The sequence below is a fragment of the Paracoccus sediminilitoris genome (assembly GCF_003259195.1).
Lineage (GTDB): Bacteria > Pseudomonadota > Alphaproteobacteria > Rhodobacterales > Rhodobacteraceae > Paracoccus > Paracoccus sediminilitoris.
This window is the reverse complement of record NZ_QJPK01000017.1, coordinates 22,505-39,425: the sequence shown is the minus strand read 5'-3', so window position 1 is coordinate 39,425 and position 16,921 is coordinate 22,505. Positions and strand designations below refer to the sequence as shown.

Below are 16,921 nucleotides of genomic sequence, written 5' to 3'. Positions count from 1 at the left end.
CATATCAGTTCGACGCGGTCTGCAGCAGCCCGGTGATGCGGCGGACGGCCACGCGGCGGTTCTCGCGGACGTCACCTTCCTGCTGGACCTTTGGCGTCTGTTCGCCATAGCCCTGCACGACCATGTTTTCGGGGGCGACCTCGAAATATTCGCTCAGTGCCAAGGCCACCGATTCCGCGCGGCGGTCCGACAAGGCGAGGTTTGCAGCCTCGTCACCCACCGTGTCGGTGTGACCTTCGATCAGGAAGATCTCGTTGGGGTTTTCCGCAATGGCTTCGCTGATCACGTTACCCAAGGCCGTCAGCTTCTTGGCCTGATCGGCATCGATCGCGGCCGAGTTCGTTTCGAAGGTGATGCCATTCACGTCAATCGGCGTCACCAGCGAACGGACCTCGGAAATGTCACGGATCTGGCTCAGGCTGAAACGGCGGTCCACTTCGGCTTCCCGCATCAGGGCCTCGCGCAGCGATGCCTCGTCCATGTCGCCGCCCGAATTTTCGATGGCCGCTGCGGGTTGCGGCAGCGTCGCGATGTCGACGGGTTCGACGGCGGTGGTCTCGTCGATCAGGCGCGTTTCCGTGCCATCGGCCGAAACCAAGGTACGGCGCAGAACGCGCAGATCGGCGTCGCGGATGGTGACCACACGGCTGCCATCCGAACGCGTCACGATGGTGCGCGACGAACCGTCGTCGAAATTCTCGGTGGCGACCGTCGAGCCGGGCTGGCGCAGCAGGGCGACGTCATCCTTGATCAGCTGCTGGGTGCCGTCCGGGCGGGTCACGACGAGACGGTCGGGGGACGACAGCTGAACCTGCCGGTTGTTGCTGAGCATGGCGCCCACGGCAACACCACCCAGACCCAGCAGAAGGGCCTTGGTCAGGTCGTTGTCATCATCGGAATCATCCGAAGCTTCGTTGGTGCTGCTTTCGGCGGAGGCCGCTTCCTGCACGGTGGTCGCGAAGTCCTCGCTCGAGGAACGGCTGTTCTCCTCGGTCACTTCCTCCTCGGTCACTTCCGAAGTTGCGTTTTCATCCAGTGCTGCCACATTGGGTGCTTGGGTTTCAGTGGCGGCATCAGCCGACGCACTGCCTTGGGCATTGCCTTCGGCGGGCGCCGTCTGCGCCGCATCTGCACTGGTTTCTGCATCGGCTGCAGTTTCACCCGAGGTCGTGTCGGCACCAGCGGCGGTGGTGTCCATTTCGGATGCCGCTTGGCTTTCCTGCTCGGCGGCCATTGCTGCATCTAGGTCGCTGGCCTCTTCTGCGCCGGTATCGGCTGTGGCGTCCGTGTCAGCTTCAGCTTGCGGCTGCGCAGTGGCGGTCGGTTCGGTCGTGTCGGAGGTGCCTTCCTGGTCATCGACAGCATTGGTTCCGCTCGCCTGCTCTCGGGCGGCGTCGACGGCTTCGGATGCCTCGGTGTTCTCCGCCGATGCTTCGGGGGCGGCGTCGGCTTCAGCTGTGGCGGCGGGCTGGCTCTCCTGTTCGGCTTTCATCGCCGCATCCAGATCGGCATTTTCCACCGGGGCTGCGTCATCGCCAACTGCTGCTGGCGCGGCGGCGCTGTCCTCGGCTTGGTCGGCGGCGGGCATCTGGGCTGCTTCGGCCTCGGGGGCCGTGGCCTCTTCGGAAGTCGCCGCGGTTGGCGAAGCTTCGCCCTCGGCGGCGGCTTCGGCAGCCGGCTCGGCCTCGGTGTCAGCCGCAGGGGCCTCGGTGTCGGCTTCAGGTGCACTGTCTTCCGACGCGGCGGCATCCTCGGCGGGCATCTCCGCCGCCGGTGCTTCGGCCTCGGCGCCTTCAGCCGTCTCCGCTGACGGCGCCTGTGCATCGGTCATGGCGTCATCTGCAGGTTCGGCTGCGGCATCGGCCTCGGGGACCACGGTTTCGGGCGTGGTTTCCGGTGCGGTCTCGGCTGCGGGCGGTACAACCTGGGCCTCGGAATCCGCTGCAACTTGGGCGGCGGCCATATGGGGGGCCAACAGGGTCAGGCAAGCTGCAATAGCAGTCGTATTCTTGAAAATGCGGCGCATGGTTGCTCCTTGAGATATGGCGATCATCCTGCCCAGATAACAATCACGGCGCTGCCCGGTTCCCGATCAGCGCCCCGGCCCACAGAAGGGTGATCAGGTCGGGAGCCCTTGCCCCCATCCACTTCGGCACCATGCTGCCTGTCATGCAAAGACCCCCGCGCATCCCTGCGCGGGGGTCCAGAGGGAATACATATACAGCGTGATCAGATCTTTTTCGGGCCCGTGGCCAGGATGCAGACCAGAGAGATCGACGCCGCCGCCAGCAGGTAATAGCCGACATAAGCCATGCCATAATTCATCTGCAGCCAGGTTGCCGCATAGGGCGCCAGCGATGCGCCGAAGATCCCGGCAAAGTTGAACGTCAGCGACGACCCGGTATAGCGGACCTGCGCCGGGAAGGGCGCCGCCAGTGCCGCCCCGATGACGCCATAGGTCAGGCCCATCAGCATCAGGCTGATCGTGACGAACAGATAGATGCTGGCCTCGCTTTCGGCACTGCCCTGCATCAGGGGACCGAAGGACAGGGCGAAAGCGCCGATCAGGACGGTGACGATCAGCAGGAAGCCATAGCGCCCCGTGCGATCCGCGATCTTGCCCGCGAAGGGGATGGTCAGGCCGAAGACGACCGAGCCGTAGATCTGGATCAGCAGCGCATCCTTGAACGGGATCTGCAGTACCTTGACGTTGTAGGACAAGAGCCACGCCGTTGCCAGATAGAAGAGGACGAAGGTCGCCAGCGCCGCAAAGGTGCCCAGAAACACGCTCAGCTTGTGATTGCGGAACAGTTCGGCCACGGGGACCGAAACGCGCTTGTCCTTCTTGATGGCCTCGGCGAATTCCGGCGTCTCGGTGATGGACAGGCGGATCCAAAGCCCGATCCCGACCAACAGGATCGAGGACAGGAACGGCAGCCGCCAACCCCATGCCAGCAGTTCCTCCTGCGTGATGAAATGCAGCAGGATCCAGAACAGGCCCGACGACAGCAGCAGCCCGAATGGGGCACCCAGCTGCGGGAACATGCCGTACCAGCTGCGCTTGCCCTCGGGGGCGTTTTCGGTGGCCAGCAGGACCGCACCGCCCCATTCTCCGCCCAACCCGAAACCCTGGCCAAAGCGGCACAGCGCCAGCATCAGGGGCGCCCAGATGCCGATCTGCTCATAGGTGGGCAGAAGGCCGATGGTGACCGTGGAAATGCCCATGGTCAGCAGGGCGGCCACCAGCGTGGTCTTGCGCCCGATGCGGTCGCCATAGTGGCCAAAGACGATCGCCCCCAGGGGACGTGCGAAGAACGCGATCGAGAAGGTCGCGAATGACGCCAGCAGCGCCGTGGTGGCGTCCGATCCCGGAAAGAACAGCGACGGGAAAATCAGCACCGCGGCGGTCGCGTAAATGTAGAAGTCGAAGAATTCGATCGTCGTGCCGATGACGCTGGCGGTCAGGATCTGCGCCGGCGTGTTTTTTGGCTTGGGGCGGTCGGATGCAATCGATGCCCCTGCGGATGGGGAATTGCGTTGGTTGAATGTCATGGCTGGTCCATAGGGCCCGTGATTTGAAAGGAATTCGTCCCGTGCAATCATGGCCGGTGCTGATCGTGCAGCCCTTGCGCGCCGGCCTGAACTCATGTGGGGGCGAATGGCCATTCCATCGTGAACGGCAGCTGCCCCCTGAACCCGTCGCCTGCCGATGTCAAGTTCCGGCGGGCCGCATCACGGGCGGTTGGCAGCTGCCCCATCATCGCAATCGGCAGTTTCCAACGCTCGACCTGCGGATGAGGGGCGGGGCGGTCATCCTGCCCGAAATGGGGAAGCCGGGTGGCCGATTTGCCAAGGGTGCATGCGAATGTCCAAGGGCCCGGTCCTTCCGAAACCTTGGCGGAATTCCGCTTGCGCCGGATACTGCGCGGGACGTTCGATCCGCGGTTCTGGTCAGGGTGGGTATTGCGATGGATGCGAAGACACGGCTTCCGGTCACGGTCCTTTCGGGATTTCTGGGCGCCGGCAAGACCAGCCTTCTGGGCCACATCCTGAACAATCGCGGCGGGTTGCGGGCGGCGGTGATTGTCAACGACATGGCGCAGGTGAACATCGATGCCGACCTGATCCGAAACAGCGGCGCGGATCTGAGTATGACCGAGGAGACGCTGGTCGAACTGTCGCACGGCTGCATCTGCTGCACCCTGCGCGAGGACCTGCTGACCGAGGTCAGGCGCATCGCATCGCAGAACCGCTTCGACTGCCTGCTGATCGAATCCACCGGCATCCCGGAGCCGCTGCCGGTGGCCGCGACCTTTGAATATTGCGACGACAACAGGGTGGGGCTGTCCGACCTGACCCGGCTGGACGCGATGGTGACGGTGGTCGACGCCACGAAGCTGGCCGATGATTTCGCAAGCGATCAGTTGTTGCGGATGCAGGGCCAGTCACGGGACGCCAAAGACCCGCGTGCCATCGTCGAGCTGCTGGTCGATCAGATCGAATTTGCCGACATCATCGTCCTGAACAAGGTCAAGACAGCGGGGCCGGCTCGCGTGGCCCAGGCACGCCGCATCATCGGTGCGCTGAATGCGCAGGCGCGCATCATCGAGGCCAATCACGGAAAGGTCCCCGTGGGGGACATGCTGGCGACGGGGCTGTTTTCCGCCGCCAAGGCCCGCAGCCATCCGCTGTGGTTCCAGGAACTGAACGGCTTTGCCGAGCACGCGCCCGAAACCGACGAATACGGCATCACTTCGTTCGTCTATCGCGCGCGACGACCCTTCGATGCGGCGCGGATCAGGGCGGTCCTGACCGGGCCGTTGCGGGGGGTGATGCAGGCCAAGGGGCATTTCTGGACCACCGCGGACCCGGCGCGCGTGATGGATTACAGCCTTGCGAGCAATCTGGCCGCCATCGGCACCGCGGGCCGATGGTGGGCGGCCATGCCCCGGTCCGAATGGCCCCGCGACAGCGAGACCATCGCCCGCATCGCCGACCGCTGGCAGCCGCCCTTCGGGGACCGCCGGCAAGAGCTGGTCTTCATCGGCTCGGGTTACGACCAAGCCCGCATCACCGCCGACCTGGATGCGGCACTGATCGGCCAAGGGTCCGGGCTGGTGCGCATGCCCCGCGCCTGACCGTCTTTAACCAGTGCCAGGGCCGGCAGTGTTCCGGTCCGCCCAGTCACCAGTTCTTCCCCGGAGGTCACGCCATGCCCGACAATGCGATCACCCTGGAAAATGCCCGGACGGACGGGCGTGCGCCACAAAGCTACTGGGATGTCGCCCATTCGTCCCAGATCGAGGGCTTCGCCACCGATATCAGCGTGAATGCCGGGGAACAGGTCGATTTCAAGATCAACATCAATGGCAATGCCGGCAGCGATTACCAAGTCGAGATCTTTCGCCTGGGCTATTACGGCGGAGACGTGGCGCGTCAGGTCGCGGGATGGGTCAACACCGATGGCGTGGTGCAGCCCGATGCCGAATACGACGCCACGCGCGCCCTGGTCGATGCTGGCAACTGGTCGGTTACCGACAGCTGGGACATTCCGGCCGATGCGGTGTCGGGCGTCTATCTGGCCCGCGTGCAGCGGCTGGATGCCAATGGCGACCCGATCGAGGGGGCCACCAACCAGATCCCCTTCATCGTGCGCGAGGATGACCGCCCCGCCGACATCGTGCTGCAGACATCGGACACGACATGGCATGCCTATAACGGCTGGTTCGGCAACAATGGCCAGATCGGCGCGAATTTCTATCGCGATGCCAGCGGCACGGTCGATCACCCGGATGTCTACGACCCCGCGGGAACCGCCCAGGACCGCGCCTATGCCGTCAGCTACAACCGGCCCCTGATCACGCGCGGGATCGAAGGCCAGCAGGGCGGCCCCGCCGCAGGCGCGCAGGATTACCTGTTCGGCGCCGATTACGCCGCGATCCATTGGCTGGAACAGAACGGCTATGACGTGTCCTACATCTCGGGGATGGATACCGACCGGTTGGGGGCGGATTACCTGAAGAAATACCAGTCCTTCATCTCGGTGGGACATGACGAATACTGATCGGGCGACCAGCGCCTGAATGACGAGGAGGCCCGCGACGCCGGTGTCAACCTGCTGTTCTGGGGCGGCAAAGACATCTATTGGAAGACACGTTGGGATGTCAGCATCGTGGACGGTCGGGAATACCGCACGCTGGTCTGCTACAAGGAGACATGGGCGCATGGCGATGCCGATGCGACCGGCGCGGATTACTATAACCTCGACCCCTCCGACATCTGGACGGGCACCTGGCGCGACATCCGGTTCCAAGACAACCCGCTGGCAGGCGGCGCGCTGATCGACGAACCGCTGACCGGCCAGCCCCATACCTGCAACTGCGCCGAGAATTCGCTGACAGGGCAACTGTTCGGGCCGGACGGGACGGGGGAATTCGGCGGGGCGCTGGATGTGCCCGAAAGCTATTCGGCGCTGCGGGTCTGGCGCGACACGACCATCGCCGATGGGGCCAGCTGGATATTGCCGAGGGCATCCTGGGCTATGAATGGAACACCTCGCCCAATGACGTGAACCGGCCGGCGGGGCTGATCAAGCTGTCGGAAACCACCATTCCCTGGTCCGGCATCCTGATCGACCAGGGCAACACCATCGCGCCGGGCGTCGCCACCCACAACCTGACCCTCTATCGCGCCGAAAGCGGGGCCATCGTCTTTGGCGCGGGCACGGTCTTCTGGACCTGGGCGCTGAGCGACCGCCACGATTCCGAACCCTATGGCGCCCAGATCCAGAATACCGACCTCAAGCAGGTCACCATCAATCTTTTTGCCGATATGGGCATCCAGCCCGGTGTCACGGATGCGGTTCTGGCGTCGCAGGGGCTGGTTCGGGCGCTGGCCTCGGATGACGACGTGGCGGCGACGGTCCAGATCGATGCCCTGCCCACGGACATCGACGCCTATCAGACGATCCGCATTTCGGGGACGGCGACGGATGACGACGGCAATCCGCTGACCGAGGACGGCGTCGTCGCCGGGGTCGAGGTGTCGCTGGACGGCGGCGCGACATGGATCGCGGCGCAGGGAACGACCAGCTGGCAGCTGGATTGGCGCTCATCGATCCAGGGCAGCTAGGACATCCGGGTGCGGGCCATCGACGATTCCCTGAACACGCCTGACGCCGTGACGTTGCCATCGCAGATCATCAGGGTCAACGCGCCGGTGCCGCCGGGCCAGGTCAACCTGCTTGCGCCGCTGATCGCCTTCGATGGCATCTTGGTGATCGACAACACGCCTCTGACCATCGGCCAGCAATTCGTCACCACCGAAGGCGGCACCGTGACGGAACTGCGCTATTACCGTGCCCAGGGCGATGCGAATGACACGGACCTGCGCCAGGGTCATCTGTGGGGGCCGGACGGCCAGCTCATCGGAACCGTGTCCTTCGTGTCCGATCCTGGCCAGGTCGGCTGGCAGAGCGCGACGCTGGAGACCCCCGTTCAGATCCAGGCGGGTGTGACCTATACCGTGTCCTATGACACGCTGAACAATTACGTCACCACCCCCCGCTTCTTCGACAGCGCCTATGCCGAACCCTATGGCATCATGTCGGCGGGGGCGGGCAGCGGGGTCTATGACTATGGCAGCGACCTGGTGCGCCCGACCGCCAGCTTCAACGGATCGAATTATTGGGTCGACGTGACCTTTGCGCGCGGCAGCGTCGGCAATGACGCGCCGGTCTTTGCCAGCGCGAACACCTTCACCGCCCCCGAAAACGGCGTCCTGGCGAGGCTTGTCACCGCCACCGATGCCGAAGGCGCACCGATCCGCTATGCCATCGCCGGCGGTGCGGATGCGGACAAATTCTGGATCGATGCGCAGACGGGGCAGCTGGCCTTCCTGTTCGCCCCGGATTTCGAATCCCCCTTCGATGCCGGTGCGAACAACATCTATGACCTGGTGGTCAGCGCGTCGGACGGGATCAACAGTCCCACCGGGCAGGCCATCAGCGTCACGGTGACGGATGTGGAGACCGAAACCCAGACCGGGCCCTCGAACCTCTTCGGTCCTGCGGACGGGCCGGCGGGGGTCGCAACCGACGATCCCTCGACCTATGAACTGGGCGTCCGGTTCACGGCCTCGGCCGATGGGGTCGTGGACAGCCTGCGATATTATCGGGGTGCCGCGGATGCGGGCGATACCGACATCAGGACGCTGAACATCTGGACCGATCAGGGGGTCAGGCTGGGATCGGTGCAGGTCCGATCGGATGCGGGCGACAGCGGCTGGCAGGTCGGCACCCTAGCCGGCGGCGTCGCGCTGGAGGCGGGGCAGACCTATGTCGTGTCCTATGGCAAGCAACAGAACTATGCCTATAGCGGCGGGTTCTTCGCGTCCCCGTGGAGCGGACCGGACGGAACGCTCTCGGCAGGCACCGGCGTCTTTGCCGCGGGCGGGACGGGCCTGTTTCCGACCCAAAGCTATAACAACGCGAATTACTGGGTCGATCTCAGCTTTACTACCGACGCGATGATGGCGAACGAGGCGCCTGTCTTCACGTCGGCCCCCCAAGTGTCGGTGGCCGAGGATCAGACCCGCGCCGCCCAGCTGACCGCCACGGATGCCAATGGCGACAACTTGACCTATGCCATCACCGGTGGTGCGGATGCGGCCTTCTTTGCCCTGGATCCCCAGACCGGGCTTTTGACCTTCGTCAATGCGCCCGACCACGAGACGCCCTTGGATGCGGGGGGTGACAACATCTATGACGTGACGGTCGCGGTGGAGGACGGGCAGGGTGCCTTGGTCCAGCAGGCGCTGACGGTCACGCTGATCGATATCGGCAATGAACCCGACCCCGATGCGTCGCGGCTGTTCGCGGGCACCGACCGGCCCGCCGCGACATCGGTCGCCGACTCGACCGATTACGAATTGGGCGTGCGCTTCACCGAGTCCGATAATGGCAGCATCACGCATCTGACCTATTATCGCGGGGCGGGTGATGCGGGCGACACCGACACGCGGACCCTGAACCTGTGGTCGGATACCGGGGTGAACCTGGGATCGGTCACCGTGACCTCGCTGCCCGGCCAGACGGGCTGGCAGACGGCGGCGCTGCCCGACCCGATCGCCGTGCAGGCGGGGCAGATCTATGTGGCCTCCTATGGGACGGAACAGAACTATGCCTACAGTTCGGGCTATTTCAACAGCGGTCACGTCGGTCCGGATCAGGTCCTGAGCGCTTCGGCGGGCAATGGCGTCTTTTCGGCGGGTGGGACGGGCGGGTTTCCGACCCAAAGCTACAACAACACCAATTACTGGGTCGATGTCACCTTCACCCCCGACACCCAGCTTGAACCCATCCTGGCCGAAGCCGTGCGGGCGCCCGAAAACGTCTTTTATCAGCCGACCGATGATTTCTTCATCTTCACCTGAGGGCGTGGCCTCAGTCCTGGACCTGCCGCGGGTTCAGGACGCGCACCTCGCGTTGGGGGAAGGGGATCGTGACGCCATGCGCCTTGAAGGCGTCCCACAGCGCCAGAAAAACCTTGCCGCGGATATTGGTCAGCCCGCCCGTCGGGTCCTTGATCCAGAAGCGCAGCACGTAATCGACGCTAGAATCTCCAAAGCCCACGATGTGGCAGACCGGCGGGCGTGATGCCAGGACCCGGTCGTCGGTCAGGGACGCCTCGACCGCGATGCGGCGCACCAGATGCGGATCGTCGTCGTAGGACGTGCCGAAATGGATATCCAGGCGCACGAATTCGTCGGAATGGGACCAGTTGACGACCTGGCCGGTGATCAGATCCTCGTTCGGGATCAGGTATTCCCGCCCGTCCCGCGTCGAGATCGAGGCATAGCGCGCCCCCAGCTGGTTGATCCAGCCGAAGGTTTCCCCGATGGAAATCACGTCGCCGGGCTTGATCGACTTGTCCATCAGGATGATGACCCCCGACACCAGGTTCGACACGACCTTCTGCAACCCGAAGCCGATGCCAAGGCCGATCGCCCCCGATAAAAAGGCCAGCGCCGTCAGGTCGACCCCGATGGCCCGCAGCCCTATGATGAAGGCCGCCAGGAACAGCACCGTCTGCATCAGCTTGACCGCCAGCACCCGCATGGAAGGCGACAGGTCCTCGCTGGTGGCGATGCGCGCCGACAGCCAGCGCGACAGGAACTTGGCGATCAGGAAGAAGACCGTCAGGATCGCCAGCATCTGCAGCAGCATCAGGACCGAAATGCGCACTTCGCCCATCTCGATGGCCATCCGGTCCAGCAGGCGGGCGGCGGCGTGGGTCAGGTCCAGCGCATTCAGCGTGACCCAGATCAGCGCCCCCCACCGCACCGCCTTGCGCAGCAGCGGGTTCGTGATCAGCCGGGTGGTGAAAACGATGATCAGCCATGCCAGGGTCAGGTTCGCCAGCAAGACCAGAAGATAGGATCTGCTGGGCCAAGTCACCTCGCGCATGACGGTGACGATTATCCAGATCAGGGCGACGAAGATGATCCCGCGCAGGCGGCGGCGGATCAGCACCAAGAGCCGCAGCCGCCACTTCGGCCAATCCTCGCGGCTGCGCATCCAGACCTGCAGCCTTGGCGTGAAAATCCGCGCCAGCAGATGCGCCAGGACGAACAGCGCCAGGGCGATGATCAGCTGATAACTGTTCCAGGGGCGCAGCAGCCCGGTCAGCAGAAAACCGATCTGATCCAGCATCAGCTGTCCCAGGGCGGCCGCCCTGTCGATCAGCCCGGTCGTGGTCTGAGGCTCCATCCTGTCGTCCATCCCGACCCCGACGCGGGGCATGCGATCAGCGTGGCGCAAAGCGTCGGGTCTTGGCAAGCCCGGGGGCGTATCATCCGATCGAAGGAGGATGACCCGTGCCGGTCATCCGAAGACGGGCCAATGTCGCGTCCGGCGTCCGACAGGGGTCGGTGTCACCACACTGTCACCCGCCCGTCGCCGCATTGTCGGACAGTGCTGGCAAGTCTGCGTCAACCGTGCCGCAAGAACAGGAGACATGCGATGCCCCGTATCACCTTCACCCGACGCCAGGCCCTGATGGGAACCGCCGCCCTTGCCGGTGGGCTGGCGATGCCGGGGCTGGTCCGTGCCGCATCCCGCCCGATGCTGACGCATGGCGTGCAGTCGGGCGATGTCGCCCATGACGGCGCGGTCATCTGGGGCCGCGCCGACCGCGAGGCCGAGATGTGGGTCGAATGGTCCACATCCGACAGCTTTCGCGACGCGCATCTGATGCCACGCCTGCCGGTCGGTACGCCCACCGACAACACGGGCAAGATGGCGCTGACCGGGCTGCCCTCGGATCAGGAGATCTTCTATCGCGTCACCATGGCCGATCTGTCGGACGGCACCAAATCTGAACCCGTCACGGGCCATTTCCGTACCGCGCCGAATGCCGCGCGCGATGTCAGCTTTGTCTGGTCAGGCGACGTTGCGGGGCAGGGCTGGGGCATCGACGAGGATCGCGGCGGCATGAAGACCTATGCCGCGATGCTGAACCACAACCCTGACTTCTTCCTGCATTCGGGTGACACCGTCTATGCCGACGGTCCCTTGCAGGAGCAGGTGGAACTGGCCGACGGCACGCTGTGGAAGAACGTCATGACCGAGGCCAAGATGAAGGTTGCCGAGACGTTGGATGAATATCGCGGTCAGCATCTCTATAACATGATGGACAGGAACGTCCGCGCCTTCAACGCGCAGGTGCCGGTCATTGCCCAATGGGACGACCACGAGGTGACCAACAACTGGTACCCGAACGAGATGCTGGATGCCGACGACCGTTATACGGTCAAATCGGCGCGCCTGCTGGCAGCCCGCGCCGGTCAGGCCTTTCATGAAATGCTGCCTACTCGTCAGAACCTGGCCGAGCCGCGCCGCATCTATCGCAAGGTCGCCTATGGTCCGCTGCTGGATGTCTTCGTCATCGACATGCGCACCTATCGTGGCGACAACACCGCCAATGACGAAGACGGCGGCACGCCCTTCTTGGGCGCAGACCAGATGGCGTGGCTGAAACGGGAATTGGCGAATTCGAAAGCCGTCTGGAAGGTCATCGCCGCCGATATGCCCATCGGCATGATGGTCCGCGACGGCGAAACTGGGATGGAGAACGGGGCGAATGGCGACGGTCCGGTGCGCGGCCGCGAGGCCGACATCGCGGCAATGCTGTCCTTCATCAAGCATGGCGGGATCGCGAACACCGTCTGGCTGACCGCGGACGTTCATTACACCGCCGCCCATCATTACAGCCCCGACCGGGCGGTGTTCCAGGATTTCGAACCCTTCTGGGAATTCGTGTCTGGGCCCCTGCACGCAGGCACCTTTGGTCCGTCGGATTACGATAACACCTTTGGCCCCGAGGTCCGCTTTGCCAAGCATCCGGACGAAGGTCAGGCGAACCTGCCGCCCTCGGACGGGATGCAGTTCTTTGGCAAGGTCGATATCAGCGCCGCCACCAAGGTGATGACCGTCAGCCTGATGGACCGCGAAGATGTGAAACTGTGGTCCACGGAACTGGAACCGACGCTGGCCTGATCTGTCGAGCCACGGACTGACCCCTGCCCGGGGTCAGTCCTCCATCAGGTCCAGCGCGCGGACCTGATCGCCGGCGGGGTCGTCATATTGACCCGACCGCAGCGACCAGACGAAAGCTGCCAGCCCCGCCAGCCCAAGCGTGACCGAGATCGGGATCAGCACGGCCAGCACGTTCATCGAAACCTCCGCAGGGCATTCAGCGTCACGGTCAGCGACGACAGCGACATGGCCAGCGCCGCGATCAGCGGGGATGCGTGCCCCGACATCGCCAGCGGCACCGAGACGACATTGTACAGCACCGCCAGCCCGATGTTCTGGCGCATCCGGCCCATCGCGGCCCGTGCAGTGGACAGCGCGCGCGGCACGCCCATCAGCCCGCCTCCGATCAGCACCACGTCGGAGGCTGACCGCGCCGCATCCAGCGCCGAACCCGGCGAGATCCCCGCATGGGCGCTGGCAAGGCAGCCCGTATCGTTCAACCCGTCCCCCACCATCAGCACATGCGCGCACCGCGCGGTTTCCCTGCGCACCCAGTCCATCTTTTCGCCGGGTGTCAGCCGGGGCAGCGCGGTGTCGATACCGGTTTCCCGGGCCATGCGAGCCACGGGTTCGGGCGCGTCGCCCGACAGTAGCGCCAGATGATAACCCTGACGGCGCAATGCCTGGATGGTAAGGACGGCATCGTCGCGCAGGGCTTCGGATGTGGTCAGCGGGACGGGCGGCCGGCCCGCGACCGACAGCCAGACGGCGGCATCGGTTCCCTCGGCACCTTCGATCCAGCCGGCCCGCCCAAGGCGGACGGTCCGGCCGTCCAGCGCCCCCTGAACACCGCAGCCCGGATGTTCCGTGGTGTCGGTGACGGCGGCGGGTGCGATGCCGTGCGCCGCTGCGGCCGCCACGATGGCCCGCGACACCGGGTGCCGCGATCCCCGCGCCAGCCCCGCCGCGACGGACAGCGTGTCCGCATCTGGGTTCCCGCCAAGCGTCACCAGCCCCGTCGTCAGCGTGCCCGTCTTGTCGAAGGCCACCGTGTCGATCTGGGACAGACGTTCCAGCGCGGTGGCCGATTTCACCAGGATGCCCGCGCGGAACAGCCGCGCCGTCGCCACGGTCGATACCGCAGGCACCGCCAGCCCCAAGGCACAGGGGCAGGTGATCACCAAGACCGAGATCGCGATGTCCAGCGCCCGCCATCCGTCACCAGACAGCATCACCCAGCCGACGAATGTGGCGGCGGCCAGCACCTGCACCAACGGCGCATAGATGCGGGCGGCCCGGTCGGCGATGCCGGTATGACGGGTGCGCTGCGCCTCGGCGGTGGCGACCAGATCGGCCATGCGCGCCAGCGCGGTGTCGCGTCCGGCGCGATCCACGCGCACGGTCAGCGCGCCGGTCAGGCAGGTCTCTCCGGCGGTGACCGCATCGCCCGGGCCTGCGGGTTGCGGGACGGATTCGCCAGTCAGCGCCGATCGGTCCAGATCGGTCTGGCCGGTGATGATGGTGCCGTCGGCGGGCAGGCGGTCGCCCGGACGCACGCGGATCAGCGCGCCGGGGCGCAGGGTCCGGGCATCGACGATGCGGTCCACTCCGCCCTCGATCAGCACCGCCTGCGGGGATTCCAGCGCTGCCAGTTCGGCCGCGGCGGACCGGGCGGCGGCGCGGCCCGCGCGGTCCAGATAGCGCCCGATCAGCAGGAAGAACGTCAGGGCCAGCGCCGCGTCGAACCAGTTGGCGCGGTCGCTGAAGCCGAAGGCATTGGCCAGCGACGCGGCGGAGGCCAGGACGATCGCAAGCGAGATCGGCACATCCATGTTCATCCGCCCGTAGCGCAGCGCGCCCATGGCCGAGGCGAAGAAGGGCTGGGCCGTATAGGCCACCGCCGGAATGGCAATCGCCGCCGAGATCAGGTGAAAGACCTGCGCTGTGGCCCCTGCCGCACCGCTCCAGACGGCGACCGACAGCAGCATGACGTTCATCATCGCAAAGCCTGCCACGCCGATGCGGGTCAGCAGGTCGCGAGCGGTCACGTCGCGCGGCCCAAGGCGGCCAGCATCCAGCCGGTCGGCGCGGTGACCTGCGCGGGCAAGGGTATCGATTAGCGTGGCATCCTCGGCCCCCGGAGCGACGATCATCACGCGTTTCAGGGTCAGGTTCACCCGCGCCTGCTGCACCACCGGCAGGGCGGTCAGGGCCCGCTCGACCGTTGCGATGCAGCCGCCGCAATGGATGTCGGGCAGGTGCAGCACATGGGTTGGCTGATCGACCACGCGGCCCTGTGGCAGTGGAACCGAGGAGCAGGCGGGGCAGGCGGCTACCATGATGCATCGACCTTCAGGGTGATGGCGCGCTGATAGGCGGTGCCGTCATCGGCATGCCCCGCCAGATCCAGACGCCACATTCCCTGCGCCAGATCGATGGCCACGCGCCCCTTTGTGTCAAGGGCAAGGGCGACGTCGTCGCGCGCCTCGGTCGGGCGGCCGATATGGGCGGTCAGATCGCGGATGGGGGCAGGGTTGCCGTCTTGGTTCAGGACCGCGACGAGCACCGATCCGTCGCGATAATCGACATGCGACGTCCAGCCAAGTGCGTTCTGGGCGTTGCGGCGGGTGTCGAAGGATTGGCTGGCGACATAGGAATTAGGCACTTCGAGGCCCGGAAAGGTGCTGACGGCCTTGGTCGCCAGCAGCAGGTTGACCGATATGATGATGCCGAAACCGCCCGCAAAGATTGCGGCGACATGGCGTCCTGTCAGTGCGGTCATTTTCTGTCCTTTCCGTTGAACGTGCTGTCCACGTAGGCGCGCTCGCCGCTGATGGAATCCTCGACCCACAGTCGGACCGGGCTGCGGTCGTTGGTGGCGGGGGCCGATCCGGCAGCAGCTGTCAGATAGACGCGAACCTTGATCTGGGCGTCGGGGGGAACCGGGATCTGTCCGTCCTGATGCCCCTCGACCTGCAATTGGGTCATGCTGTTCGCACCCGGTGTCAGGGTAAAGATGCGGATATCGTGATGCTTGTTGCGCAACCGCACGTCATAGGCGTTGCGCACGCTGCCATCGGACAGGGTGACGAAGGTGGGGTTGCGCTCCGGGGCCACCGTCAGTTCGATCTGGGGGCGCATGAACAGGGCAAAGACCAGCGCCGCGCCGATGGCCATCCAGATCGCCAGATAGATCAGGTTGCGCGGCCGCAGCGCATGTTTCCACGCAGGGATATGGGCGCCGCCCGCCGCTTCGCGCGGAGCGTCGGAGAGGGCGAGGTAATCGATCAGCCCGCGCGGGCGGCCGATCTTGTCCATCACTTGGTCGCAGGCGTCGATGCACAGCGCGCATGTGATGCAGGCCATCTGCTGGCCGTCGCGGATGTCGATGCCCATCGGGCAGACATTGACGCAGGCGTTGCAATCGACGCAGTCGCCGGGGCCCTGCATATGGGTCGTGGTGTCGGGCACGCCGGGCATCGGGATGACGGGCGCCCGCCCGCCGATCTGTGGTCCCGCCACGCGCAGGCCGGCGGCCTGCTGGCGGCGCAGGCCACGGCCGCGCGGTTCGCCCCGCCAGTCGCGATAGGCGACGGTCAGCGTGCCGGGGTCCATCATCGCCCCCTGGATGCGCGGCCAGGGACACATGTAGATGCAGACCTGTTCGCGCATGAAGCCTCCGAAGACGAAGGTCGTGGCCGTCAGGATGGCGATGGTGGCATAGGCGATGGGCGGCGCCGACAGCGTGACCAGCTGGCGGGCCAGCTCGGGCGCATCGGTGAAATAGAAGACCCAGGCCCCGCCCGTCGCCAGCGCGACCAGCAGCCACAGCGCCCATGTCGTGGATTTCAGGCGGATCTTGTGACCGGTCCAGCGCGACTGGTACAGGCGCATCCGGGCGTTGCGGTCGCCCTGGACCCATCGTTCGATCACCAGGAACAGGTCGGTCCAGACCGTCTGGGGGCAGGCATAGCCGCACCAAACGCGGCCCAGCATCGCGGTGAACAGGAACAGGCCCACCCCTGCCATGACCAGTAACCCCGCGACGAAATAGAATTCATGCGGCCAGATCTCGATCCAGAAAAAATAGAAGCGGCGGTTCGCCATGTCGACCAGCACTGCCTGGTCGGGCAGGTTCGGCCCGCGATCCCACCGCAGCCAGGGCGTCAGGTAATAGATGGCCAGCGTCACGGCCATGATCCACCATTTCAGGCGGCGGAAATACCCCTGCACGCGGCGCGGAAAGATCGGGACCCGCGCGGCATAGAGGGTCTTGGGGGTGTCGGACATCATGCTGCCTTCTCTGTGCGCGCCCTTCGTGGCCGAGGGGCGCGCAGGATGCATTGACGTGGATCAATCGGCGATCGATCGGCGATCAAGCCGGGC

The 16,921-nt window shown here is 65.3% G+C and carries 11 protein-coding genes and 1 pseudogene; 5 read left to right on the top strand and 7 right to left on the bottom strand.

What is annotated here, in order from left to right:
• Nucleotides 1-4 precede the first annotated feature (4 nt).
• Both DKT70_RS12800 and DKT70_RS12795 read right to left on the bottom strand, forming a co-directional pair.
• Nucleotides 5-2,026 (bottom strand): OmpA family protein, encoded by a 2,022-nt coding sequence (locus tag DKT70_RS12800; RefSeq protein WP_111559507.1) that lies wholly within the window; start codon nucleotides 2,024-2,026, stop codon nucleotides 5-7.
• A gap of 203 nt (nucleotides 2,027-2,229) precedes the next feature.
• Entirely contained in the window at nucleotides 2,230-3,552 is a 1,323-nt protein-coding gene (locus tag DKT70_RS12795) for an MFS transporter (RefSeq protein WP_111559506.1), read from the bottom strand.
• Between the two features lie 416 nt (nucleotides 3,553-3,968).
• Between DKT70_RS12795 and DKT70_RS12790 the strand changes: the two genes are divergently transcribed.
• The 4 genes and pseudogenes from DKT70_RS12790 to DKT70_RS18400 all read left to right on the top strand — a co-directional run bounded on the left by DKT70_RS12790 (nucleotide 3,969) and on the right by DKT70_RS18400 (nucleotide 9,432).
• Nucleotides 3,969-5,138 (top strand): CobW family GTP-binding protein, encoded by a 1,170-nt coding sequence (locus DKT70_RS12790; RefSeq protein WP_111559505.1) that lies wholly within the window; start codon nucleotides 3,969-3,971, stop codon nucleotides 5,136-5,138.
• A gap of 74 nt (nucleotides 5,139-5,212) precedes the next feature.
• A pseudogene (locus DKT70_RS18755) lies at nucleotides 5,213-6,571 on the top strand (N,N-dimethylformamidase beta subunit family domain-containing protein).
• A complete protein-coding gene (locus tag DKT70_RS18405; protein WP_233490563.1) occupies nucleotides 6,568-7,131 on the top strand; it encodes a hypothetical protein in 564 nt (187 codons plus the stop codon). Before DKT70_RS18755 ends, DKT70_RS18405 begins: the two are co-directional and overlap by 4 nt.
• A 9-nt stretch (nucleotides 7,132-7,140) precedes the next feature.
• The gene (locus DKT70_RS18400; protein WP_233490562.1) at nucleotides 7,141-9,432 is read left to right on the top strand and encodes a DUF4082 domain-containing protein; all 2,292 of its coding nucleotides are present in this window, start codon (nucleotides 7,141-7,143) and stop codon (nucleotides 9,430-9,432) included.
• A gap of 10 nt (nucleotides 9,433-9,442) precedes the next feature.
• Here DKT70_RS18400 and DKT70_RS12780 read toward each other — a convergent pair whose 3' ends face one another.
• A complete protein-coding gene (locus tag DKT70_RS12780) occupies nucleotides 9,443-10,768 on the bottom strand; it encodes a mechanosensitive ion channel family protein (RefSeq protein WP_111559532.1) in 1,326 nt (441 codons plus the stop codon).
• Nucleotides 10,769-11,020: 252 nt separating this feature from the next.
• Here DKT70_RS12780 and DKT70_RS12775 point away from each other — a divergent pair, with 252 nt between their 5' ends.
• Complete coding sequence (locus DKT70_RS12775; protein ID WP_111559504.1) at nucleotides 11,021-12,556, top strand: alkaline phosphatase D family protein; 1,536 nt, start codon at nucleotides 11,021-11,023, stop codon at nucleotides 12,554-12,556.
• A 33-nt stretch (nucleotides 12,557-12,589) separates the two neighbouring features.
• On the opposite strand, the gene ccoS is transcribed toward DKT70_RS12775, so the two are convergent.
• The 4 genes from ccoS to DKT70_RS12755 are packed head-to-tail and all read right to left on the bottom strand — an operon-like array spanning nucleotide 12,590 to nucleotide 16,825.
• The gene (ccoS, locus tag DKT70_RS12770) at nucleotides 12,590-12,733 is read right to left on the bottom strand and encodes a cbb3-type cytochrome oxidase assembly protein CcoS (RefSeq protein ID WP_111559503.1); all 144 of its coding nucleotides are present in this window, start codon (nucleotides 12,731-12,733) and stop codon (nucleotides 12,590-12,592) included.
• Nucleotides 12,730-14,874 (bottom strand): heavy metal translocating P-type ATPase, encoded by a 2,145-nt coding sequence (locus DKT70_RS12765; protein ID WP_111559502.1) that lies wholly within the window; start codon nucleotides 14,872-14,874, stop codon nucleotides 12,730-12,732. The genes ccoS and DKT70_RS12765 overlap by 4 nt, the downstream gene beginning before the upstream one ends.
• The gene (locus DKT70_RS12760; RefSeq protein WP_111559501.1) at nucleotides 14,868-15,317 is read right to left on the bottom strand and encodes a FixH family protein; all 450 of its coding nucleotides are present in this window, start codon (nucleotides 15,315-15,317) and stop codon (nucleotides 14,868-14,870) included. The genes DKT70_RS12765 and DKT70_RS12760 overlap by 7 nt, the downstream gene beginning before the upstream one ends.
• Nucleotides 15,314-16,825 (bottom strand): 4Fe-4S dicluster domain-containing protein, encoded by a 1,512-nt coding sequence (locus DKT70_RS12755; protein WP_111559531.1) that lies wholly within the window; start codon nucleotides 16,823-16,825, stop codon nucleotides 15,314-15,316. The genes DKT70_RS12760 and DKT70_RS12755 overlap by 4 nt, the downstream gene beginning before the upstream one ends.
• Nucleotides 16,826-16,921: the final 96 nt, after the last annotated feature.